The sequence below is a fragment of the Paenibacillus aurantiacus genome, from assembly GCF_042431225.1.
In the GTDB taxonomy this organism is placed as follows: Bacteria; Bacillota; Bacilli; order Paenibacillales; family Paenibacillaceae; genus Paenibacillus_Z; species Paenibacillus_Z aurantiacus.
This window is the reverse complement of the sequence record NZ_JBHMDO010000022.1, coordinates 454,951-476,675: the sequence shown is the minus strand read 5'-3', so window position 1 is coordinate 476,675 and position 21,725 is coordinate 454,951. Positions and strand designations below refer to the sequence as shown.

Genomic DNA, 21,725 nt, shown 5'->3' with positions numbered 1-21,725 from the left:
TCCAACCGTCATTTTCGCCACTTAAAAAAGAATAAGCGATTCAGCGACGGCCTCGATGCCTTTGTTCAATTTCCTGTCTACTGTACGATCGTCCATCGCTTTTGTAAACTGCTGGATCGTATCCGTATACGTGTTTTCTTGGAGATATCGGTATTCGATGATCTCCCGGATCTCGCGATCGAAGATCAGTTTCACAGCGCGCCGGATTCGTTTAACCTTGCTTGTGGACTTGTTGTACGAGGCCCTCTCCGTCTCGCAAAGCGTCTCGATGCCTTCCTCCTCGAAGGCGGCGCAGATGCGGGCGCAGGATTGGTACTCTTCAAGCAGCCGCTTTGTCTTTTCTATTTGTTCAGCGGTCGCGCGTGGAAACAATTCCAGCTGATGTTCTGCCATTGCCATTTGCCAACATTCCCCTCACCCGTCTCTATTTATGGTATATTAGAGTAGATGAGAATATCCGTTTGCCCCCGGAACCCGTTCCCCAACGACACCGGGGGTTTTGTTCTTTAGATGAGGGCTTGTACCGTTGGAATATCTGCTGGGGCCCAATCCAATTTTGCAAGCTCTTTCCTCGGAACCCACCTGAGTTCTTCATGCTCAGTTGCAGTAGGCTGACCTTCTTTTACTGTCGCGAAGAAGGTAATCAATCTAACATTGATTGCTGGATAGGAATAAATATTATCAGCAATTTGCTCCCCAACTTCAACTTGGCAATTCAGTTCCTCTTTTATTTCTCTGATAAGGGCTACTTCTGGCTCTTCATGTTCTTCAATCTTCCCACCAGGGAATTCCCACAAAAACGGCATACTCATGCGTGCCGAACGTTTAGCACACAAGACTCGATCTAGCTCATCAACGATGACAGCACCTACTACATCGATCGTCTTCATATGACTAGCCAGCCTCCTGCAATTTTCAATAGTTTCTGAACATCAGAGTGGAGATCGAGGACATGCATCTTGCGATGACAATTCGGACACAGTGCAACGGTATTTTCCACTGTATCTTCCCCTCCTTTGGCTAGCCACTTGATATGATGTGTTTCAAGGTAAGGCTCCTTGTTTTTATTTAAAAATGGGGCTGCTTGTTCACATAATTGGCAACGCCCGTTTGCACGTCGCTTCGCAAACTCCGAGACATACGGATCTCTATAGAAGACATTAACTCTGTTCTCCTTGGTAGTAGTGGATTTACGGGCATGCATTGCACGTTTACTTAATTCTTCTAATGGCATTCGTCTTGCACGCTTCTCTTGATGCTCAGTTACTTCACTCAACAACTCAATTGAAGGCTGGTAGACTATATCAGAATCAGCAATGAGCCTCAGAGGAAACACCCAAACCTTTCTTAAGTCCTTGTTTGTATCAAGTTGATCTTCCATGTAAGGTTTACCAGCTAACTCTACGCGACCGCGGTAGGTGTATACGCCTTCCTTGAAGACCTCAAACAAAAAGATAAGTACGCCGTTCTTGCCTGATTCATTTAACGTCTTGTTTTGCATGTAATTTAAGCTCTGATCACCCACAAGACCCATACCTGTGTAATGAAAAATGTCTCCTATCCATCGATCCTCGTATGTGGACTTGAAGGAGTCCGACACCAAAACTAACGCATTATTTTTCTTCGCTCTTCGCATACCACCTGATATCCCACAATCGAAAAGGTTCATAAGACCTTTGTTGTTAACAGTATCGCCAGGATTTAAACCATGAAAATACTCCATCATAATACCACCGTTCATTGTATATTATTGTTACTGTCAAAATATCAAATGTAACGGCTGAAGTATACTTGAATCTCATACCAGAATTTTATCCTACAACCTTGCTGATTACGTTTTTACATCCAACCGGTACTCCCCTCGCTTCATCCTGCCAACTCGTCACCTTCCTCCACTCCAAGCAACTGAATCGCATCTTCGATCCACCCTAGCACCTGGCTAACAGCGACGATCTGCTCGACCTCGTCGCGGGCCGTCAAGTACAGACTTGCCGTCTCAGCCTGCTCTTTCGCTTTCATGAGAGTTTTTACGAGTGCTGTTTTCCGCTGGGCGTCGTACTTATTGAATGCGTTATACATTTTAAGCCACCTCTTTTTTGTCAAATTGAATTTCCGAGCTAACTACGAACACGTCATCCACAATTTCAAAGCAAAGCTGTTCATATACTTCAACTGTGTTTGTCATTTCCAATAGTCCTCCTCTGTCGCCATTGGTGCCAGCAAGTGGATACCCCTGCTTTCGTCGCCGTCCGATAAAATGAATGGGCTTTTTTGGCCTGTGAAACGAATTAGGGTTTCTTCGCTATCGTTAGCTTTAAGTGCTTCAGTCAATAACCTCGCATTCAGCGATATTTCGCCCGAATCTCCCTCGATTGACTCAACGGTTATAAACTCCTCGGTTCGATCGCCCTTCTCGTTCTTGCTCCGGATCTCGATCTCCCCGTCCCCAAACCTGAACAGAATGGTGCTCTTCTCGGCCGTGATTTTGGCTCGCTCTACCGCATCAGCCAATGGTTTTGATAAGACTGTAATGAGGGCTTCTGTCTTGCTTGGTATGATGTTATGAAGCCGCGGGAACGATCCGTTCATCAATCGGATGTGTGCCGTTGTATCCTTGACCGAAAAAGACACATGGTCATCAGCGGCACGGAACCGCATCTCGTCTCCCGACTGTAACAAGGATCGAACCAATTTTAGGTGATCGCCATGGATGACAAGCTCTTTCTTCAGCTCGATAGATGATGGTTCGCAAACCATTGCAAGTCGCTGCCTATCGGTAGCCATGAAGATTAGTTTGTCTTCGTCCGAGTCTATCTTTACTCCGGACAAGGCGCCGCCTCTCTCCTCTTTCATGACGGCATAAACGGAACGTGTGACCATTTCTGCAAAGGCGCCCCCATCGATTAGCTGACCCTCGGATGCTATAGGCGAAGGCAAATTAAAGTCTTCACGATCAGGGTAGTTGGCCAACTCCAGCTTCATACGGCCGGATCGAAACCTTACTGATGAACCCAAGCTTTCGACTTCGATAATTGCCTCCGGCATTTTCCGGACAATCTCCAATACCGATTTCGCCGCCAAGACGGCGATTCCGTGCCTGCTGATTGCGATCCTGTCCGAACTGACGTGGGTCTCGATCGTGACCTGGTAAGATGAACCCACCAGTCGAAGCCCGTGTTCATTTGCTTCGATATAGACGCCCGTCATAACCGGTACAGGACAACGCGAATCAACTGCTTCAGCTGCCTTGCTGAGTGACGGCAGTAAATCATTGCGGTGAATGTTAAAGTTCATCGATTGAGCACACTCCTTGTTAATCCTTGCATACCGGGTCCTTTTTTGCCTTCATCAGATCCTCGTCCGTGGCTGGCGTCACTATAAAGAATCTCCCCTGTATTTCGACTACGTATTTTTGCCCGTCCGCCAGGGCAAGTACATCCTCTTGATGTGGGAATCTATCCCCATGATTCAAGCCCATTTCTTTTGTCCTTTCTGTGTTGCTCCAAGCGCGCCCGTTCCCCGCGGCTTGATCATCCGCTTACAGGCTCGATCAATGGCGAGAATCGCCACCTCGTCAGGATCGCGCTGGAACGCCTCTGCAATTTCGTATATGCAGAGCCCCTCGCACCACATCTGATCGAACGCGATTACTTCGCTCTCATCCCAAACATGATTGAGGTCTTCGCAAGCGATATAGGTGTTAATCCGCTTTTTCCGCATATGACCTCCTGATCCTCGAACCAATCCAAATCCTCCAAAAGCATCTGATGCTGTTCCCAAAGCAGTTCTTCACGCATTAGTCGACAAACCGTTTCTGCATCGAATTCGAACTCGTCCACTTTGGAACCTCCGTTCTCCGTTGCTGACGCCGCCGATCCTTCCCGATCATCTCCACGTTTAAGGCAGCCCCGAGAATACGACTGCTGATAGCGCTCCCCGTCTTTGGGCAAACAAGCTCGATTCGGTTCGGCGCATAGTTGCTGTTGATGATGGTGACCTTATTCGGGCCCAGACGGTTATTGAGCAGGTGGAACAGCTTGTCCTCGGTCCAATCTGTCTGCTTGCTCTTGAACAAATCGTCTATCAGCAAGATCGGCACGTCTTGATAACGTGACAACACCTCGCCTTCGCTTTCCTCGGAATCCCGGTTGTAAGTAGCTTTGATATCGCCGAAAAGCTTGTCCTCCGTCACGTAAATGGCTTTGAATTTCGCTCGCGTCAGCTCATTGCCAATGCAATGGGTGAGGTACGATTTACCCGTTCCGACTTCGCTCAATCCCCTGGGCCGAGCCCGCGCGGCGTCTCCGAAAATGTAGAGCCATGCCCCCGCCGCCAAGTGGTGCTCGATCTGCTCGACAAAAGCGCGGGCAATTTCGAATTTCGAAGCGTTCTCGTCGTCGATATCCGCGGAATCAAAGAGACGCATTCGCTCTTCCGGTTTCATGCCGGCCGAAGCGTTGTACTTGTCGAACAGCTTGTCCTTGTAGCACTCACATAGCGGCAACTTCCCGGTTATGGGGTCCGTTTTGATTTGCTCCCGCATGATGGACTCGCCCTTACTGTTTGTAAACCCCGTATCTACCAGTTCGATGACGTTGATCGTGCCAGTATCATGACATTTTGGGCAAACGCTGCTATACGACGAGCTCGTCGAGTTCGTCGTCTGAGAACGAAGGATTTCGGCCCTGCGTTTGAGCTCTTCCAGATCCAGACTGCTGAATCCGGCCATTTTTCGGAGCATTCGATACATCTCCCTTTCGCATGAGTTGGTCATCGTCCCAAGCATCTAAGATGGCTTGACTGTAATATGAAAACGACTTGGGCAGTCGGAAGCGCTGACCTTCGCGCTCCTGTTTTTGGGATAGAAGACGGTTCATCTGAATGATTGCAAAGTCAGTTGGCACCCCCTTGTTGACCACCTTATGGATCTCGGTGACCTCGTTCCCTAGCTGCCATGTTCCTTTCTGATGCAGTTCGCAGTACGCATCAACGATTCGGTTGTAACCGTCATCGTTCGATCCTGATTCGCTAGGAATAATAGTAATAATATGGTTAGGTATGGTTAGGTTAGGTAGCCCCTGCACGTGCTCATTTCGTGTTTCGCCCGTGCCTTGCTCGTTATCGCCTTGTGCATCGTTTGTGCGCTGCACATTCGCCGCACGTTCGTCGTTTGTTTTCATTTTTCTCGACTCGCGTGCTTTCTGCATGCGCAACTTGTTCGCTTTCTTCTTCTCGGCGAGACGCCCCGCGTAGTCGTGCCAATCGTGAATAACAACTTGGTCCCCGTCCCGGTCAATCCACCCTGCTTTGACCAATGCATTGACGAACGCTGTGGCGTCTCCCTGCCACCCAGCACCAAAGGCAATAACCAAATCAGGCAAGCCAGACAAGTCGCCGTCTTGTGCATTGTCCAGCGCCCAAGTCCAAAAGCGAGACAGGTGCCCACCTGCATATGTCTCATTGATCTGAAGCATTGCAGCCAGGATCAGGGTCTTGCGGTGGGTCCACAACGATTGGTGTAATTCGATCCATGCCACTGACTCTCTCCACCTCCTCTTGATTTACTGGCCTAGTCATGTAAGCCGACGACGACAAGATAAATCCTTTGTCGCCCCTCACAGCGCAGCACTTGCCGCAGCTTGCTCAGGTGTGTATACTGGAAACAATCTTAATAACTGCTCTACCTCAAAATGATCGCCCCGCCAGGCGGTCATTTTGCTTTTTGCCTCAGCCATCTCGGCTTCGATCGCCGCAATCTCTTGTTCAAGAAACCAATCCCACGTTCCATTAGGCTGTTGTGTGTGCATCAACCGCCGCCGCATCATGACCAGGTCGTCGATCCGCTGGCGCCCCGTCTTTAAGTCATATTCCCGACTCATCAAATCACCCTTACGATATGTATTTGTGGGCCTTGAGCTTAGCCCTATGTTCTTTCCAGACCCCAAACCAGCTAAACGCATACTCCTTGCATAAAACCGCAACGTGGTGCGTCAGCGCCGTAATCGCCTCTACGCATTCAAAGATCGCCCTGCGAATCAGCTCTCTCTCGTCAGCACTGAGTTGATCCTTGCGTTTCGTGATCGGCGCTAGCCGCATCGCAGTCACGGCTTCTTCCAGCTCCTCCATCGTCTTCAGATGAGTTGATGCGCGGTGAAGGTCTGCATTGTTCATATAGGGAACGAACGCCCCTCCCGTGGCTTCCGTCGCAGCTGCCACCGCAAGGAATGGCTCATCATAATATGCAACTGCTGATTGCATCAGCTCTTTGGACGGCTTCCGAGTCCCGAGCGTCACTTTGCTGATAGCTGAATTGCTTGCGTTCAATGACGCAGCCGCTTGAAGCTGAGTCTCCTTTCTTTCGGTTAAAACCGAATCGAGCATCGATCCAAACTCCATTCAAATACACCCCAATTTGTCCAAAATGAAGTCTGACTTTGGACAGTCAGACATGCTACCATAAAATCACAACGTAGCCGGTTGCCAATGCCCCCGTCCCCCGACATCCTTCCGGTTGTCGGGATTTCTTTATTTAGCCCGCCTGATATGCGGTGCTCTTTTAGCCGGGTATGCTGGCCCAGCATGCTGACTGACCCATTCCGAATGCTGCTCACACCACTGCATAAGTTGATGTGTTAGAATCTTTGGATGACCGAACTCCCGGATGACTGGGAAGTCTTTGCGGTTGAAAAGCTCTGCCGCTTTGGTCGCGCCAATGTCCAACAGCTCCATGAATTGCGTCCGATTCAGAATTGGCGGCAGGCTGTTCGTAAACGAATGACTTTCAAGAGCAGCATCGATGGCATTCTTAATCATTGTCTGTAGCACGTCATAATCGATCTCGACTTTGAACATCGCGTTCACCTACTTTCGTTTGATTAAGCAGAAACTGTGTTATCCAATGACTTTAAGTCATCGATTTCTTCATAAAAAAGCCATTCAACCGTAACGTCAAAGAAACGCGCCAGGTTAATCTTATACTTTTTACTGGGCTCTTTCCGTCCTGCCTCAACGTGAGAAATCATACTTTGGGTCATACCGACTTCCTTTGCCAGTTTCCCTTGTGTAAGGCCTCGGGCCTCACGTAGAGCGATTATTCTCACATTCTTCATGCGTTACAACACCACCTTTATGACCATTTGTCATTGTTTATGACTCAATAATATATGACCCAAAGTCATCATGTCAATGACTATTTCAAAATATTATACCTAACGGTCATAAACCTTTATTTATGACCATCGGTAATAATATGATGACTTTGAGGAGGGCTGTTTGTGTCGACCTTTGGAGAGAGATTAAAGAAGCTTCGCGAGCGCAAGAAACTTTCCCAAAAGGAACTTGCCGAACGCTTCAACTTAAGTCAAAGTACAATAGCTTATTATGAAACGAATAAAAAACAGCCTAGTCAGAGTACGCTCCAAAAGTTTGCTGATTTCTATGAGACTTCTGTTGATTACTTACTCGGACGAGTTCTTGAAAACACAGATACTGGCGCTAGAGAACAATCAACTGATTTCGACGCTAATGTTGGTCGTGCTTTCTTCGGTGGTGCTGACAAATATACCGAAGAGGAACTCGATATTGCACGAGCGGCTGCTAAGGCTGCTGTTGAAGCGTATCGCAAAGGTAAACAGCAACGAGGGAAATAAAACGAGGATAGCCCTAATCTGGGCTTTTCTTTTAACATAAAAACAGAACATACGTTCCATATAACTTGGAGGGGCAGCATGAATTACAACTTGTCAGTATACAAAGAAACGGAACTAGAAGCCTGGATTAATAACAGCTATCGTAAAGCCGGTCTTCGATCCGCCGCTGATATGGACATTGAGCGGATCGCTGCAATTTGGGATACAGAGATAACTAAATATCCTGGCCCCTCCTTCGCGGAATGGGAGGAGGATGGGTATCGGTTCATATTCCTTGATGATAAGTTGGATAATAAGACCAAGCGCGCGATTTTCTTTCATGAGCTTTCGCATCCAATTCAACACTGCGGTAAACAAGAACAACTGAGTGACTCTTTCATTGCACTTCAAGAAATGCAGGCTGACCAATTCCAGCTATACGCCGCTATCCCGATATTCATGTTGGAAGAATTCAAAGCTATTCAAGGGCATGACAATTACATTAAGGTCCTGTCTGACTCATTCGCTCTTCCGGAACAATTAGTTGTACGAAGGATGCAGCAGATTGTCCGGCGAATCCTACAGGCTGAGATTGGCGAAGCTTATCTAAAGTTCCAGTATCAACGGACGTTTACAAGCATCGAATCGGCTCCCATATTACTTGAACCGCATCAGATAACCCTTGTCTGTAACAATCTCGGCGATCCGTATTTCCTGTATGCCTACATCGATAAAGTAGATTGGGGGAAGCCTCTTCAAATACGCCTAGAAAGCGTCTATAAGAGAGAGACGGACTTTACCTTCGTCCAGGACGCCGAAGCCATTTCCGTGCCTCTGGCGGCCCTACAGGCGGCTCAGGACACATCGTCTGTGACTATCCTACTCCCCAATCTTGTCAGTATCATTGGATTAGAACGGATGGGGACGCGAGATATTAGTTTTTTACGTATAAGCATTGCCGATTTAGAAGTTGTGTTTCAGCGTCGGATACGTTTTGAATATGAGTGGTAGGGAGGTAAGGTTGACATGGCATCTTTCAAGAAAATCGAGGCGAAGAATAAAAAGGGATATCTATGGGTTTGTATTAAGGATGGGCCAGCCGATCCTGTAACCGGGAAACGTAACCAGATAAAGCGACGCGGGGAAACCAAAGGGGAGGCCGAGGCCCGCGTCGATGCCGTCATTCGCGCACTGGAGGAAGACGGCATCGACCAGAAGAAAGCGAAGAAGCTTCCTTTTCGTGACTTCGCTGCGGAATGGCTTGATGTCTATTCAAAGCGCAAGGTCAAAAAGGGGACGGTGAGACAGCGCCGTATCCATATCGACCTTTTGAATAAACATATCGGCGCCGTCAATATTGATAAAATTACGCATGACATGCACCAACACATTCTGAATAGCCTGTCCGACGAGAATTATTCCAAGAGCCATATTACATCTGTGCATGGCACTGCATCCCTAATCTACAAATTCGCCATTCTCAAGCGTTATCGAAAGGATAACCCTGCCTTTGGCACGACTATTCCCGAGGCGGTCCAGACAATCGAAGAACTGGAAAACGATTCTGTAGAGTCGAGTTATCTGGAACGCCATGAAGTGGCTGAATTTCTAAATGCCGCTCGTAAGTACGGTTTGCCTGCTGATGATGAAATATTCAATCTGATGATTTTTTCCGGAATCCGTTGCGGTGAAATGCTTGTCCTTAAGGAGCCCGACTTTGATTTCGAGCAGAATGAGATTCGCGTGACCAAAACGCTGTATAACCCAACCGGCAATATGAAGAAATATGAACTAGTTCCACCGAAGACGAAAGGATCGGTACGCCGGATCGATATAGATCAGAGCGTCATGCAGCTCATCCGCAACCTCATCAAAAGTAAGAAGAAACACAGAATGACCATCGCTCATTTCGACGAGCATTTTCATAACGGGAATTTTGTTTTTGGGAACGAGATGGGCTATCCAATGAATCATGGAAAAATCAATTATCGGATTGCACGAATCATGCGCAAGACATCCATTCAGAAACATGTCACCTCACATACTTTCCGTCATACGCATATCAGCATGCTTACGGAAGCCGGTGTTGACCTTAAGACCATTATGGCAAGGGTTGGTCACGATGACCCTGATACGACGTTGCGCATCTATACGCACGTCACCGATAAGATGAAAAAGGATGCCCGAGTGAAAGTACACGACCACTTCAAAGACATCCTTCCATCCACCATTTTGCAAGAAATGTGACCTTTCCGTGACCTTATCCCAACTTGCACCACCCATAACACCGCAAAACCGCTGATTTTGCAGGCTTTTGTTCTTTTGTATACGAAATTCCTCTATTTTTGTAGAAAAAATCGCTTACGTTTTTGCCGCGGCCACCACTTCGCGCTTACGCCCTGTGCTCTTCTTATACTTGATTTTCGTAGCTTCTCCGCCCCTCAGGTGCCGGATCGATTTGTGATACTCCAGGATATGTTTCACCTGGTCCGCCAAATCGGGATTTATCTCCGGCAAGCGCTCGGTTAAATCCTTGTGCACCGTGCTTTTGGACACGCCAAACTCCTTGGCGATGGTCCGCACCGTATGCTTCGTTTCCACGATGCACCGGCCGATTTTGATCGTACGTTCTTTGATGTAGTCGTGCACGCTCCCGCCTCCCTACTCGAGATAGTTTGGTACATTATATGAGGGGGTCGGGTAGATATTCTTTATGGCCAAGCATGACAAGCCTAGGAATGCAAATATTTTCATGACAAGGGCCCTTTCGGCCGAAAATAACGCAAGAGCAGGGGGAATCCCCTGCCCTCGCGGCAAGCCCGCTCGCGGGCTTGCTCCGAACATTCATTCGATTAGTCGGCTTGCTGGTCCAGCAGCGTGCTTGGGTTCACCGCTGTGCCGTTTTGGTACACTGCGAAGAACAAGTGGTTGCCAAGCTGGCGTTCGACTTCGTTGCGGCCGGCTTTGCCGATGATTGCGCCTTGCTCGACTTCGTCGCCGACTTTCACTTGAACGTCGCTCAAGCTTTGGTAGACCGTCTTCAGCCCGTCCGCGTGTTTGATCTCGACGATGTTGCCGTTGGTCGGATGTTTGTCCACCAAGAATACCTTGCCGCTCAGCGCCGCCGCGACGTCGAACGTTTTGTCGCCTTCCGCCGCCGACAAGCTGATGCCGGTGCTGCCGACGATCGTATCGGCGTTGATCTGAACGAGTGCGCTCTCGCGCTCTTCTTTCGTCGCGTTGATGTCATAGAACGGCTTGGCGACCTTCACCGCGTTGCGGTCGGCGACCGGCCACTGCATCGTCTCCGTGCCGGACTTCGCGATGATTTCCTCTTCTTCCGCCGGCTGCGTCGTTGCTTCCTCGGCCGTCGTCCCCGTCGTGGCTTGGGTATCCGGCGTAGTCGACATTGTCGGCGTCTCGTCCGGCCCCTGGTAGACCCACATTAAGGTTACGATAATTGCCGCCGCTGCCATGAATGCTGCCGGTGCTGCCCATTTCTTGGAGAACAGTTTTCTCCAGGCGGAAGTATTGGCGTTGCTGGCTCCCACTACGGTTTTAGGAGCGTCTTGCGATGGTTTTTTGTTTTGATCATTCATTGTTTAATCACCTCATCAAGCATTGTTGCCAGAAGCTAGCACTTTATACGTGAGGCTTTCAACAATTTCAAGTTTGGAAGTTTGGAAGTTTCTACAGCCCTTCCGGCAGCTTGGAGACTTGCTCCACCTTCGTGCCGGAGTAGTAATGGAGCAGGATTCGCTTGGCGTCCGCGCCGGCTTGCGCCATTCCGTTCGCCCCCCACTGGCTCATGCCGACGCCATGCCCGAATCCATAGGTCGTAATATGAATCTCGCTGCCATCGAGCTGCCAGGTGAATTGCGAGGAGGCGAGTCCTAGTTTCTCGCGAAATTCGCGCCCGCTCAGCTTCTCGCCGCCCACGTTGATCGTTGCGATGCGTTTGCCCTCCGTTCGCTCGAGCACCCGCATGTGGCTGATCGCGCTTTTCTTGACACCCAGCTTGTCGGCCAGATCGGCAATCTTCATCGTCACGGTCTCCTTGTACCGCGGGGAGATCGCTTTGTCCCACGGGCTGGCGACGCTCTTCAGATAAGGCACATCAAGCGTCCAATAGTCGGCTGCATTCTCGGTATAGCCGTTGCTCGTGGAGAAGAACGCCGCTTGGATCGGTTCGCCCGCGTACGTAATGATCAGCCCCTTCGTCTCTTCGACCGCCCGGTTCAGCTTCGCGAGATTGTCCTCTTTCGTCTGCCCCTTCCACCGGTTCAGCAAATCAGCCATCGGAACATAGACCTGGTGCTGCACGGTATCGGTCACGTCCGCCTGCTCGTCCGGCGTCCCGCTGCGGTCCCCGCTCATGAGTCTCCGATAAATGTAGGTGCGCGCCGCGATCGCTTGCGCCTTTAAGGCTTCCAGTTCGAAATCGATCGGCATCTCCCCTGCGAGCACACCGCGCACGTACAGCTCGATAGGCAAACGCTCAATGCGCTTATGTTCAGTCAAATATACGCTTACGCGGAGACGGTCGTAGTCGGTGAACGTCCTCGTCGCAGGCTTTTCGTTCTCCGGACTTGGGGTCCGTCCTCCCGTTGCCGGCCTCGTCGGCACAGGTGCTTCCCTGTCGAGGGCTTGTCCCGTCCCCATCTGCGGATGGTCCGATTGATTCGACTCCACAGGAGCCGACTCCTGATAACCCGCGGAACCGAGCGGGTCGATCGGGGTAGGCTGTCCGCCCGAAAACCATAATCCCTTGGCCGCTCCCATCATGAGCACCCCTGCTGCAAACCCCATCCACCACCGCCATCGATGTACACGATTGCGGTGAGTCCATTTCGTTCTCGGCCATTTCATCCGGTTCACGCTCTTCTCCCCTTCCTCGCTTCTGCCGGCACAGCGGTCGCCATTCTGTGATATCAAAAGTCTATGAAGCCCGCTGATAGGATAGAACGAAATAGAGGCGCCTTCCCCTTGTCATTTTTATGGAGAAATTTGAGAACCGCGTCGGTGTATGCTATAGTTATGCACTAAAGATAGACGGATGCGGTACTGTTCTGAGGATCTTGGCGTTCCGGCCGCCCTCGGCGGTTATCCATCCTATGCGGCGATGCTAGAGATTAGAGAGATGATAAGGGGTATTTCATGCGGCAAGAGGTGTTTCCAATGCGTATGTTAGCGATTGTGTTATGGTGCGGTGTACTATTCGTGGGGACCTGTACGGTTAGCGTAAGTCTTCTAATGAGCGATTTTTATGTTCATTTCGACTTTACGTCACATGCCCACTTAACAGATCTATTCAAGCTGGATATTATGCCGGAGAGTAACTTGTACGTCATCCAAAAAATCGGCCACATCACCGGCTTCTTCATCTTGTCGCTGCTGTTGACCAAAGGCGGCAAACAACCCTCCGGGCTGATCTGGGCCGTCCTGTACGCCCTGTTGACCGAACTGTTACAGCCATTCTTCAACCGGGACGGACGCTTAATTGATGTCTTGATCGATTCGATCGGCATCTTCGGCGCTTACGTCCTGTGCCGCGCACTTCGTAGCCGACGGGCGGCACAGCGGCGCTAAGCGAGTCTGTACGTTAGCGATGTATGGTCATAACCGTTTTCCGGTCGAGAACCAAAAGAGAAACAAAAAGAACCTCCATACGTTGTATGGAGGTTCTTTTTGTTATCTACCTGCAATTATTAGGTCACGGCCCATGTCGGCTGCGGCTTCAAACGGCTGACATCTTTGTCGCGTTTCTTCTCGGAGACGCTCTCGGAGGCCAGTGCCGCCGTCAACACCGTATCCGCTTGCGCTGCAACCGCACTAACCGCGGCTTCAATGCCGGAGGCAAGGGTCTGCAGCTTATCGACTGCCGTTGCGGCTGTTGCGGCTTCGCTCACCGCTTCGACACGCTCGATGTTCGCGCCTAAGCTAGCCAACTTACCGGTAATGTCGACGTAGCCGCGGTCCACATGATGGATACCAGTAATCTCTGTCTCGCCGTCAGCGACGAGCGCCACACAGACGAGCGCCGCGCCTGCGCGCAGGTCGGTCGCACACACTTTGGCGCCTGCAAGCGGTACGCCGCCGTTAATAATCGCCGTGCGTCCTTCGACCTTGATGCTTCCGTTCATCTTCATGAACTCTTCCACATGCATGAAGCGGTTCTCGAATACCGTCTCCGTTACGACCGACGTACCTTCGGACACCATCAGCAGCGCCATCATCTGCGACTGCATGTCGGTCGGGAAGCCCGGATAAGGGAGTGTCTTCACGTCAACGCCTCTGAGCGGCTTGCTCGCACGTACGCGAATCCCCGTATCGGTCTCCGAAATCTCGACGCCCATCTCTTCCATCTTCGAGATGACCGGTGCCAGATGATCGGCGATCGCGCCTTCCACATGCACGTCTCCGCCCGTAATCGCTGCCGCAATCATGTACGTTCCGGCTTCGACCCGGTCAGGAATAACCGTATGGCGAACGCCTGTCATACGTTCAACACCTTCAATACGGATGACGCCCGTACCCGCTCCGCGGACGATTGCGCCCATGGCATTGAGATAGTTCGCCAGATCGACGATCTCCGGCTCCTTTGCCGCATTCTCGATGGTGGTCGTGCCCTGAGCAAGAGCGGCGGCCATCATGATGTTCTCGGTCGCGCCGACGCTGGCGACATCAAGATAAATCTTCGCACCCTTCAAACGTCCGTTCGCGCGCGCTTCAATAAATCCATGGCCGAGCATAATCTCGGCGCCCATGGCTTCGAATCCCTTCAAATGCTGGTCGATCGGCCGCGTGCCAATCGCGCATCCGCCCGGAAGTGAAATTCTTGCGCAGCCAAGCCGCGCAAGCAGCGGTCCCATCACGAGGAAGGACGCGCGCATCTTGCGAACCAAATCGTAAGGCGCTTCATATGACGACAACTGCTGCGCGGAGATGCGCATGGTTTCGTTCTCGTATGATAGACTTGCCCCGAGTGCGGCAAGCACTTGTTGAATTGTATTCACATCGTCTAGGAATGGAACGTCGGCAATGACGCTTTCTCCATCTTGTGCAAGTAACGCGGCCGCGAGTATCGGCAGTACAGCGTTTTTGGCTCCGCTGACACGAACGTTTCCGACTAGTCGCTGACCGCCGCGGACGATTATTTTGCTCATCTTTAAGTTTCCCTCCGCGCGCAGTTTTTCTTTGCCTATATCTGGCACTTAACGAAAGCGCCACTATTCCCCATCATATCACCGTGATACATAAGTCGACAAGCGTTAATTTATACCTGTCGAATCATGCCGATAATAGGTATTCGGAGGCTGATTGTTTTTTCGTACCGTCATGTATTACCCATTGTTGACATGTTTCTATGTTGTTATTCGACAAGTCCTCGTAGCAGGTTCGACCATTGCCAGTAATCGAGGACGAACCGGGCGAACTGATGACCAAGGATAACGGCCAGCATAATTTGGAGAGTCTTGGTATGTACGCTTCGCGCTCGTTTCATGAATACGTCGAGGCGAACTTCCTGCACGACGAACCAGGCCACCGTAATGCAAATTAAATCGACAATAATGTAAATAAGTCCCTGCATGCCGGCTCTTGCCGCAAAATCGTTCACAACCGCGTCCATCTCATAGCCTCCGCCTTTATTGATTGCACACTCCCGGCCGCTTGCCATCGTTCCATTATAAACAACATGTATCTCGTATGCCAGTAAGGATTAGGACCTGTTTCTCGGCATTCATCTCACCAAGGAAACGATCCGTTAGGCGTCCATAGGGAAATCATTGACTGCAATCATCCGGACATGAGACTCCGCCATCAGTTGATAGACGATCAACGTAAAGAAAATGTTTCCATTAAATCCAACAACCTTAAATTGTGGAACCTTACCTGCCGATCCACCTTTAGCCGCTCAACACCCGTCCGTTCGTCGGGCAGCGGGACCGCCGATGTGAAACGGGTTTTGCCGAAGCGGCTCTCGCATCCAAATAGGCCATAAGTCTCACGCCCCCTTCCGGTTAGTATTATCTTGCGCTCTCCACTTCGTATCAAACGACGGATTGTTCACCTAGCGTTCCCTATACGCAACTCCACTTTCATCATCGAATTAATCGGCATTGTACGCATTTCTACAATGACGGCGTTCCCCCACTGTCGCTTGCCCCTTGCAAGCCAGCTAGGTTCAACCTACGCAAGCACTCGTTACCGCCGTCTGATCGCGAGCCCCACATTCTAAACCTGACCGAATCCTAATCGTATCGGTTCATCATACTCAGCCTTTAACCCGCAATTTGTTATTATGAAACTGCGGGCCCGATAAGTCCTCTTTTTTGATGCCCGTCATGTTAATTCTCGCTAAAGACATCGCCCCCGCACAGTCTCTGCTCCCCGTAAATTCTCCCAGTGTATGCGGATTTCGATACGGAATATGCCAGGCGAAAAGAGCCTTTTTTGTTATGGTTGCTCCGTCTTAAACGGGTCGTCAATATCTCGCAACTCCGAACCAGCTTCCACTCCAACTCTCTTACCCTCTTCTAGAATCGTCCTACGCTGCGCTAGCTGGTGCACACAAAAAGACCTTCCCCTCCCGGGGAAAGCCTCTCTCTTCTTCGCATCAATATTCACTCTTCTTCGCTACCGAATCAGTAAATCGCCGACGATCGAGAAATGCGCATTAATCAGATCGAACACCATACCCGGCCATAGACCTAGCGCCAACGTGCCGAGCACACAGATCCATATGACCGCCCCCGTCACCCCTGATACGGGAATGCGGGTATCTTCGCCCTCGCTGCGCAAGAACATCTGCCTGGCGATCGCGAAGTAGAAGTAATACGAGATGACGCTGCTGGCCGCCATAATGGCGACCAGCCAATATGCGCCCGACTGCGCCGCGCCGAACAAGATGAACACCTTGCCGAAGAAGCCGCCGGTGAGCGGCAGTCCCGCCAGCGAGAGCAGCAGCACGAGCATCGCCGCGGCTGTCCAAGGCGCCCGGTGATACAACCCGGCGAAGCTGCCGAAGGTTGCATTGCCCACCGCTTGCGTCACCGTCGCGACAACGGTGAAAGCGCCGATTGTCATAAGGGTATAGGCTAGCAGATAGAAGATCAGTTCGCCGAAATTCGAAGCGTGCATGCCTTTCAACGAGATGCCGAGCGGTACGAGTAAGTAGCCGGCATTCGCGACTCCCGATAGCGCAAGCAGCCGCTTCAATTTGCGCTGGCGCAGTGCCGTCAACGTCCCGACTAGCATGGAGGCGGCCGCTAGCACGAGCAGCAGCAGGAACGTATCGCCCGCAATGTCGCCATCGGGCGAGTCGACGAAGAAGACGATGTTGTACACGATGCGAAAGACGGCGGCGAGCGCCGCGCCCTTCGAGACGACCGCTAAGAACGCGGCAACTGGGGGCGATGCCCCTTCGACGACATCCGGCGCCCAGGCGTGGAATGGAGCTGCCGCGATTTTGATACCGAACCCGGCGACCAGCATGAACAGACCTACGGCCAGCAGCGGCGACAAGCCGGCGATGCCCTGCGTCTGCAGCACGTTCGCGATTGCGCCAATGTTCGTCGACCCGCCAACGCCGTACAAGTACGACATCCCGAACAGAATAAACGCGGAGGACAGACCGCCGGTCACGACGTATTTGAACGCGGCCTCCGCGGACTTCGCCCCCTTCTTACGCATACCGACGAGGACGTATGTCGTCACGCTCAGCAGCTCCAGCCCGATATACAGCGTCACAAGATCGCCCGAGGACGCCATGATCATCGCGCCGGCGACGGCAGGCAGCAGCAAGTAGTAATACTCGCCCCGATTCGGCGTCTCCTCCCGCTTCATCGTCCCCAGGCTCATCAGCACGACCAGCGCGGCGGCGAGCAGGAAGACCAGCTTGAGCGCACTGGCAAAATGATCGATCCGGTAGCTGTCCGCGAGTACCCGGATCACGCCGCTTCCGTGCATCCCATCTGCCCGCACGGCCGCCATCTCCAGCATGCGCCACACGACGAGTCCTCCGGATCCGAGCAGCCCCGCAAGCGTGACCCAGCCTAACTTGTTCCTGCCTGACGTACCCGGAAGGGCCAAGTCGAGCAGGATTAACGCCAGCGCGACGACGATCAATAATCCTTCCGGTGCCAAATAGAGCGCCTCGCTCCATGTGAAGACGCCGACGTCCGGCGCATTCCCTTGATAGATCACGACGCTTCACCTCCCGGAAGCAGTTGAATGAGCGTGTCGAAGCCATGCTTCATCGGATCGGTCAGGATGGCCGGGTAGACCCCAACCAGTATGATCAGCGCGAGCAGCACGATCATCGGCACTGCTTCGACCAGCCTGGCATCGCGCAAGGACGCGAATCGCTCCGGAGACGGTCCATACGTGATCGCCAGCACGGCGCGCAGCACATAGACCGCCGCGAGCACGATACCCAGCACGGCAATCGCGGTAATAACCGGCTGCGTGTCGAACAGGCCAAGCAGTGACAGGAACTCCCCAATGAACCCGGACAGTCCCGGCAAGCCAAGCGACGCCATGCCTGCCGCGAGCAGCACACCGCCGATGAACGGCATCGTTCGGGCTAGACCGCCCAGCTGCTTCAGCTCCGTCGTCTCTGTCCTCTCCTGCAGACTACCCACGATCAAGAAGAGCAGGGCGGAGATTAAGCCGTGCGATACCATTTGAACGGCCGCGCCTTCCAACCCGATCTCATTGAGAGCAGCCATCCCAAGCAGCACGATCCCCATATGGCTGATCGAGGAGTAGGCGAGCACCAGCTTGAAATCCTTCTGCGCGATAGCAAGCAAGGCTCCATACAGCACGTTCACCGCGCCCAGCACGGCAATCGCGACCGCCGCCTCGCTCGCCTGCGCAGGGAATAAGAAGAGGCCAAAGCGCAGCAGCCCGTAGGCACCCATTTTCAGGAGCACGCCCGAATGGATCATGACGACCGAAGGCGGCGCTTCGGCATGCACGCGCAGCATCCATGTGTGGAAAGGCGCGATCGGCAGCTTGATCCCGAAGGCGACGAGCAGCAGGAGGAAGATCGTCCACCGCATCGCCTCGGACAGATAGAACGGGTTCTGCGCGACCGTCACCGCGGTATCGCCGCCGGCGTCCGGAGCCCCTTTGTTAATGAATGAGTCGGGATTCGAGAAGCTCTCCTGCAGCACCGCGTAGCTTCCGCTGTATTCAAGCCGATAGCCTTGCCCGCTCCCCGCATCAAGCTGATGGAAGCCGGCCGTGACCGTCAGCAGCAGGAACGCCACCAGCATAATCGCCGAGCCTAGCCCGTTATAGATCAGGAACCGGCTTGCCGCCTTCTCCCGCCCGAAGAATCCCCAGATGCCGATCAGGAAAAACATCGGAATAAGCGTCAGCTCGAAGAAGATGAAGAATAAGAACAAATCCCGCGCCATGAACACGCCAAGCATCCCGACCTCGAGCAGCAAAAACCAGAAGTAGAACGCCTTCCACCGTTTCTTGATATGCACCGAAGCGAGCGCGGCCATCGCGGCCACGATCGTCGTCAGCAGCACAAGGGGCAGCGATAATCCGTCGATGTCCATTTGGTACGCCAGCTTGAACGAATACGATGCCACGTCGCCGACCGATTCCTTATTCAGCGAGACATCCACCCAAGTAGCGGTTTCGCCGTACACGGAGGTAGCTTCGGGCGAACGAGCACTAAAGTCCGCGTAGAGCCACAAGGCAAGCACAAGCGGAACGAGAGTCGCGGTGATCGCGGTCGCTTTCAGCCATCTAGCCTTCTGCTTCGGAAGAAAAAGCAGCACGAGCAGGCCGAGCAGCGGCGAGAACGTAATCAGCGATAGAATCGGCACATCCTCCAGCACTACCACCACCTCCTTCCGGCAATGGACACGATCATGACCAGAAGGCCGAACAACGTAATCAATCCGTACGTTTGCACTTGGCCGTTATGTAGGCGCGTCCCGCCGCGTCCGAGCAGCAGCGCTGCCCCGCCAATCAGCCGGACCGCGCCGCCGATGACGTAATCGTCGATCGCCGCGAACGCACGGCCTAACCCGCGCACGCCTTGGACAAATACGATACTGTACAGTTTATCGATATAGTAGCCCTCGCCGAGCAGCCGCCCCAGCCACGGCACGCGAGCCGTGAACGACTCGCGGTTGATTGCCCCTTTCGCGTAAGCCAACCAGCCGATATAGATGCCGAGCACGCCTGCTGCCGCTGAGACGACCATGACCAGTCCGCCGCCCGTGTGCGTCGTCTCCGTACCGCCGGAGAGCCAGTGTCCGAACGTATTGTTCCATGGCGTCTCGATGAGTCCGGCCAGCACCGCGGGAACCGCCAGCACGAGGAGCGGCAGCGTCATCGTCCAAGGCGACTCCCGCACGTCGCCGTACTGACTGCGCGCCCGGCCCGTGAAGACGGAGAAGAAGAGCCGGGACATGTAGAACGCGGTCAAGAATGCGGCGGCCAGTCCCAGCACGAACAGCAGCGGCTTCTCCTGAAGCGCCGTGTGCAGAATCGCATCCTTGGACCAGAAGCCGGAGAAGGGCGGAATTCCCGAGAGCGCCAGAGCCCCTATGCCGAAGGTTATCGACGTTACCCGCATGCGCCGCCATATTCCGCCCATCCGCCGGATATCCTGCGTGTGGACGGCGTGAATGACGCTGCCCGCTCCGAGGAACAGCAGCGCTTTGAAGAACGCGTGCGTCACCAAATGGAAGATACCCCCGGTCAGCGATCCCAGCCCGAGCGCCATCATCATATAGCCAAGCTGGCTGACCGTGGAATAGGCCAGGATGCGCTTGATATCCTGCTGGGCGACCGCGATCGTCGCCGCGAAGATCGCCGTGAAGCCGCCGATGTACGCCACCGTATCCATCGCCGCTTGGGACGCTTCGAAAATATCGAATGTTCGCGCGATCAGATAGACCCCGGCCGCGACCATCGTCGCCGCATGGATGAGCGCGCTGATCGGCGTTGGCCCCTCCATCGCATCCGGCAGCCAGACATGGAGCGGGAATTGGCCGGATTTGCCCACCGCGCCGACGAAGATGAGCAGCGCAATGAGCGTCGTCATCCCGGCTTCGATGGCGCCGCCATGGCTTTGAAACGCATTCTGGATGCTCGCGAAGTCCAGAGCGTGGCTAGGCATTTGCCAATACAGCAAGATGATGCCGAGCAGCAGCCCCGCGTCGCCGATCCGCGTGACGATGAACGCTTTCTTGGCCGCAGCCCGCGCCGCCGGCTTCGTGAACCAGAAGCCCACGAGCAGGAAGGAGCAGACGCCGACCAGCTCCCAGAACACGTAGAGCCCCAGCAGATTGTCGGCCAGCACCAGACCCAGCATCGAGAAGGTGAACAGCGCGACATAGCCAAAGTAGACCGTCGTCCGCTCATCTTCCTTCATATAGCCTGCCGAATAAAGATTGACGAGCACGCTGACAGAGGTGACGACCAGCAGCATCAGCGACGTCAAATTCGTAATTTCGAACCCCAACGTCAGCTGCAGCCCGCCGGCAGACAACCAGCGGAACCCGTCGCTATAATCCTGGGGTTCGCTCCCCAGCCGCTCGGTCCAGATGAGCAGCGACAGCACGAAAGCGCCCAAGGACGCAATCGTGCCGATCCAAGGCGCCAGCGTCCGGGATCCGCGTCCCAAAGCCGTCAGGATGAGGAAGGCCGCAAGCGGGAACAATGGCACGAGCCAGCCCAGCTGCGTAAAAATCGTATCCATCGCGCCTACCCCCTCATCTCGTCATAGTCATCCATGTTAACCGTGCCGCGCGCCCGGTACAGCGCGATCAGAATGGCGATGCCCACCGCCGCTTCGGCGGCGCCGACCGCAATCGAGAAGAGCGCGAACAGTTGGCCCGAGAGCGACGGAACAGCCCCGTACTTGGAGAAGGCGACGAGATTCACATTCGCCGCGTTCAGCATCAGCTCGATCGACAGCAGCACCACGACGGCATTGCGCTTGGCCAGCACGCCGTACAACCCGACGCAGAACAAGATCGCCGCAATGGTCAGATAAGAAGCGAGCATGCGCATCCCTCCTCATCCGGCGCTGCAGTACCGGCGGGCAGCGCTGGCCGCTTTACA

The 21,725-nt window shown here is 53.1% G+C and carries 25 protein-coding genes; 4 read left to right on the top strand and 21 right to left on the bottom strand.

The genetic code is table 11. The features are described from left to right. Positions 1–21 precede the first annotated feature (21 nt). The 12 genes from ACFFSY_RS13710 to ACFFSY_RS13655 all read right to left on the bottom strand — a co-directional run bounded on the left by ACFFSY_RS13710 (position 22) and on the right by ACFFSY_RS13655 (position 7,109). Complete coding sequence (locus ACFFSY_RS13710; RefSeq protein WP_377494777.1) at positions 22–399, bottom strand: hypothetical protein; 378 nt, start codon at positions 397–399, stop codon at positions 22–24. A 107-nt stretch (positions 400–506) separates the two neighbouring features. After that, entirely contained in the window at positions 507–890 is a 384-nt protein-coding gene (locus ACFFSY_RS13705) for a (deoxy)nucleoside triphosphate pyrophosphohydrolase (RefSeq protein ID WP_377494775.1), read from the bottom strand. Next, the gene (locus ACFFSY_RS13700; protein WP_377494773.1) at positions 887–1,726 is read right to left on the bottom strand and encodes an HNH endonuclease; all 840 of its coding nucleotides are present in this window, start codon (positions 1,724–1,726) and stop codon (positions 887–889) included. Before ACFFSY_RS13700 ends, ACFFSY_RS13705 begins: the two co-directional genes overlap by 4 nt. A gap of 140 nt (positions 1,727–1,866) precedes the next feature. After that, on the bottom strand, positions 1,867–2,079 hold the full coding sequence (locus ACFFSY_RS13695; protein WP_377494771.1) for a hypothetical protein: 213 nt from the start codon (positions 2,077–2,079) through the stop codon (positions 1,867–1,869). 102 nt (positions 2,080–2,181) lie between these two features. Then, on the bottom strand, positions 2,182–3,294 hold the full coding sequence (gene dnaN / locus ACFFSY_RS13690) for a DNA polymerase III subunit beta (protein ID WP_377494769.1): 1,113 nt from the start codon (positions 3,292–3,294) through the stop codon (positions 2,182–2,184). A gap of 174 nt (positions 3,295–3,468) precedes the next feature. Then, positions 3,469–3,720: a helix-turn-helix domain containing protein gene (locus ACFFSY_RS13685; protein WP_377494767.1), complete on the bottom strand. Its 252-nt coding sequence runs from the start codon at positions 3,718–3,720 to the stop codon at positions 3,469–3,471. 76 nt (positions 3,721–3,796) lie between these two features. Then, a complete protein-coding gene (locus ACFFSY_RS13680; protein ID WP_377494765.1) occupies positions 3,797–4,741 on the bottom strand; it encodes a DnaA ATPase domain-containing protein in 945 nt (314 codons plus the stop codon). Further along, positions 4,635–5,537: a hypothetical protein gene (locus ACFFSY_RS13675; protein ID WP_377494763.1), complete on the bottom strand. Its 903-nt coding sequence runs from the start codon at positions 5,535–5,537 to the stop codon at positions 4,635–4,637. Before ACFFSY_RS13675 ends, ACFFSY_RS13680 begins: the two co-directional genes overlap by 107 nt. Positions 5,538–5,615: 78 nt before the next feature. Continuing rightward, complete coding sequence (locus ACFFSY_RS13670; protein WP_377494761.1) at positions 5,616–5,879, bottom strand: hypothetical protein; 264 nt, start codon at positions 5,877–5,879, stop codon at positions 5,616–5,618. A gap of 10 nt (positions 5,880–5,889) precedes the next feature. Further along, positions 5,890–6,396, bottom strand: a complete 507-nt coding sequence (locus ACFFSY_RS13665) for an XRE family transcriptional regulator (RefSeq protein WP_377494759.1) — start codon at positions 6,394–6,396, stop codon at positions 5,890–5,892. A 129-nt stretch (positions 6,397–6,525) separates the two neighbouring features. Continuing rightward, positions 6,526–6,852, bottom strand: a complete 327-nt coding sequence (locus ACFFSY_RS13660; protein WP_377494757.1) for a DNA-binding protein — start codon at positions 6,850–6,852, stop codon at positions 6,526–6,528. A gap of 23 nt (positions 6,853–6,875) precedes the next feature. After that, positions 6,876–7,109 carry a helix-turn-helix transcriptional regulator gene (locus ACFFSY_RS13655; RefSeq protein WP_377494755.1) on the bottom strand — a complete coding sequence of 78 codons (234 nt, stop codon included), beginning with the start codon at positions 7,107–7,109 and terminating at the stop codon, positions 6,876–6,878. A 165-nt stretch (positions 7,110–7,274) separates the two neighbouring features. Here ACFFSY_RS13655 and ACFFSY_RS13650 point away from each other — a divergent pair, with 165 nt between their 5' ends. The 3 genes from ACFFSY_RS13650 (at position 7,275) to ACFFSY_RS13640 (ending at position 9,875) form a co-directional block, all read left to right on the top strand. Continuing rightward, complete coding sequence (locus ACFFSY_RS13650; protein ID WP_377494753.1) at positions 7,275–7,649, top strand: helix-turn-helix domain-containing protein; 375 nt, start codon at positions 7,275–7,277, stop codon at positions 7,647–7,649. 78 nt (positions 7,650–7,727) lie between these two features. Then, positions 7,728–8,639, top strand: a complete 912-nt coding sequence (locus ACFFSY_RS13645) for an ImmA/IrrE family metallo-endopeptidase (protein ID WP_377494751.1) — start codon at positions 7,728–7,730, stop codon at positions 8,637–8,639. 15 nt (positions 8,640–8,654) lie between these two features. Continuing rightward, positions 8,655–9,875 (top strand): tyrosine-type recombinase/integrase, encoded by a 1,221-nt coding sequence (locus ACFFSY_RS13640; protein WP_377494749.1) that lies wholly within the window; start codon positions 8,655–8,657, stop codon positions 9,873–9,875. Between the two features lie 114 nt (positions 9,876–9,989). Here the strand turns inward: ACFFSY_RS13640 and spoIIID are convergent, their stop codons facing one another. From spoIIID to spoIID, 3 genes are all read right to left on the bottom strand, one after another. Then, positions 9,990–10,277, bottom strand: a complete 288-nt coding sequence (gene spoIIID / locus ACFFSY_RS13635) for a sporulation transcriptional regulator SpoIIID (RefSeq protein ID WP_148929602.1) — start codon at positions 10,275–10,277, stop codon at positions 9,990–9,992. 203 nt (positions 10,278–10,480) lie between these two features. Next, positions 10,481–11,227, bottom strand: coding sequence for a peptidoglycan DD-metalloendopeptidase family protein (locus tag ACFFSY_RS13630; protein ID WP_377494747.1), 747 nt, complete (start codon positions 11,225–11,227; stop codon positions 10,481–10,483). 91 nt (positions 11,228–11,318) lie between these two features. Beyond that, positions 11,319–12,437 carry a stage II sporulation protein D gene (spoIID, locus tag ACFFSY_RS13625; protein WP_377494745.1) on the bottom strand — a complete coding sequence of 373 codons (1,119 nt, stop codon included), beginning with the start codon at positions 12,435–12,437 and terminating at the stop codon, positions 11,319–11,321. Between the two features lie 369 nt (positions 12,438–12,806). Between spoIID and ACFFSY_RS13620 the strand changes: the two genes are divergently transcribed. After that, the gene (locus tag ACFFSY_RS13620; protein ID WP_377494743.1) at positions 12,807–13,217 is read left to right on the top strand and encodes a VanZ family protein; all 411 of its coding nucleotides are present in this window, start codon (positions 12,807–12,809) and stop codon (positions 13,215–13,217) included. Positions 13,218–13,336: 119 nt separating this feature from the next. Here ACFFSY_RS13620 and murA read toward each other — a convergent pair whose 3' ends face one another. From murA to nuoK, 6 genes are all read right to left on the bottom strand, one after another. Continuing rightward, positions 13,337–14,794 carry a UDP-N-acetylglucosamine 1-carboxyvinyltransferase gene (gene murA / locus ACFFSY_RS13615; RefSeq protein WP_377494741.1) on the bottom strand — a complete coding sequence of 486 codons (1,458 nt, stop codon included), beginning with the start codon at positions 14,792–14,794 and terminating at the stop codon, positions 13,337–13,339. Between the two features lie 206 nt (positions 14,795–15,000). Further along, entirely contained in the window at positions 15,001–15,258 is a 258-nt protein-coding gene (locus ACFFSY_RS13610; protein WP_377494739.1) for a DUF1146 domain-containing protein, read from the bottom strand. Positions 15,259–16,265: 1,007 nt separating this feature from the next. Then, on the bottom strand, positions 16,266–17,834 hold the full coding sequence (locus ACFFSY_RS13605) for an NADH-quinone oxidoreductase subunit N (protein WP_377494737.1): 1,569 nt from the start codon (positions 17,832–17,834) through the stop codon (positions 16,266–16,268). Then, positions 17,831–19,486, bottom strand: a complete 1,656-nt coding sequence (locus ACFFSY_RS13600) for a complex I subunit 4 family protein (protein WP_377494735.1) — start codon at positions 19,484–19,486, stop codon at positions 17,831–17,833. Before ACFFSY_RS13600 ends, ACFFSY_RS13605 begins: the two co-directional genes overlap by 4 nt. Continuing rightward, the gene (nuoL, locus tag ACFFSY_RS13595) at positions 19,486–21,360 is read right to left on the bottom strand and encodes an NADH-quinone oxidoreductase subunit L (RefSeq protein ID WP_377494733.1); all 1,875 of its coding nucleotides are present in this window, start codon (positions 21,358–21,360) and stop codon (positions 19,486–19,488) included. The genes ACFFSY_RS13600 and nuoL overlap by 1 nt, the downstream gene beginning before the upstream one ends. Before the next feature lie 5 nt (positions 21,361–21,365). After that, positions 21,366–21,668 (bottom strand): NADH-quinone oxidoreductase subunit NuoK, encoded by a 303-nt coding sequence (nuoK, locus tag ACFFSY_RS13590; RefSeq protein WP_377494731.1) that lies wholly within the window; start codon positions 21,666–21,668, stop codon positions 21,366–21,368. Positions 21,669–21,725 lie beyond the last annotated feature (57 nt).

Excerpts from the sequence above, each read along its gene's own strand:
- ACFFSY_RS13710 (WP_377494777.1), bottom strand. The coding sequence starts at position 399 with ATGGCAATGGCAGAACATCAGCTGGAATTGTTTCCACGCGCGACCGCT.
- ACFFSY_RS13705 (WP_377494775.1), bottom strand. The coding sequence starts at position 890 with ATGAAGACGATCGATGTAGTAGGTGCTGTCATCGTTGATGAGCTAGAT.
- ACFFSY_RS13700 (WP_377494773.1), bottom strand. The coding sequence starts at position 1,726 with ATGATGGAGTATTTTCATGGTTTAAATCCTGGCGATACTGTTAACAAC.
- ACFFSY_RS13695 (WP_377494771.1), bottom strand. The coding sequence starts at position 2,079 with ATGTATAACGCATTCAATAAGTACGACGCCCAGCGGAAAACAGCACTC.
- dnaN (WP_377494769.1), bottom strand. The coding sequence starts at position 3,294 with ATGAACTTTAACATTCACCGCAATGATTTACTGCCGTCACTCAGCAAG.
- ACFFSY_RS13685 (WP_377494767.1), bottom strand. The coding sequence starts at position 3,720 with ATGCGGAAAAAGCGGATTAACACCTATATCGCTTGCGAAGACCTCAAT.
- ACFFSY_RS13680 (WP_377494765.1), bottom strand. The coding sequence starts at position 4,741 with ATGCTCCGAAAAATGGCCGGATTCAGCAGTCTGGATCTGGAAGAGCTC.
- ACFFSY_RS13670 (WP_377494761.1), bottom strand. The coding sequence starts at position 5,879 with ATGAGTCGGGAATATGACTTAAAGACGGGGCGCCAGCGGATCGACGAC.
- ACFFSY_RS13665 (WP_377494759.1), bottom strand. The coding sequence starts at position 6,396 with ATGGAGTTTGGATCGATGCTCGATTCGGTTTTAACCGAAAGAAAGGAG.
- ACFFSY_RS13660 (WP_377494757.1), bottom strand. The coding sequence starts at position 6,852 with ATGTTCAAAGTCGAGATCGATTATGACGTGCTACAGACAATGATTAAG.
- ACFFSY_RS13655 (WP_377494755.1), bottom strand. The coding sequence starts at position 7,109 with ATGAAGAATGTGAGAATAATCGCTCTACGTGAGGCCCGAGGCCTTACA.
- ACFFSY_RS13645 (WP_377494751.1), top strand. The coding sequence starts at position 7,728 with ATGAATTACAACTTGTCAGTATACAAAGAAACGGAACTAGAAGCCTGG.
- ACFFSY_RS13640 (WP_377494749.1), top strand. The coding sequence starts at position 8,655 with ATGGCATCTTTCAAGAAAATCGAGGCGAAGAATAAAAAGGGATATCTA.
- ACFFSY_RS13630 (WP_377494747.1), bottom strand. The coding sequence starts at position 11,227 with ATGAATGATCAAAACAAAAAACCATCGCAAGACGCTCCTAAAACCGTA.
- spoIID (WP_377494745.1), bottom strand. The coding sequence starts at position 12,437 with ATGGGGTTTGCAGCAGGGGTGCTCATGATGGGAGCGGCCAAGGGATTA.
- ACFFSY_RS13620 (WP_377494743.1), top strand. The coding sequence starts at position 12,807 with ATGCGTATGTTAGCGATTGTGTTATGGTGCGGTGTACTATTCGTGGGG.
- murA (WP_377494741.1), bottom strand. The coding sequence starts at position 14,794 with ATGAGCAAAATAATCGTCCGCGGCGGTCAGCGACTAGTCGGAAACGTT.
- ACFFSY_RS13610 (WP_377494739.1), bottom strand. The coding sequence starts at position 15,258 with ATGGACGCGGTTGTGAACGATTTTGCGGCAAGAGCCGGCATGCAGGGA.
- nuoL (WP_377494733.1), bottom strand. The coding sequence starts at position 21,360 with ATGGATACGATTTTTACGCAGCTGGGCTGGCTCGTGCCATTGTTCCCG.
- nuoK (WP_377494731.1), bottom strand. The coding sequence starts at position 21,668 with ATGCTCGCTTCTTATCTGACCATTGCGGCGATCTTGTTCTGCGTCGGG.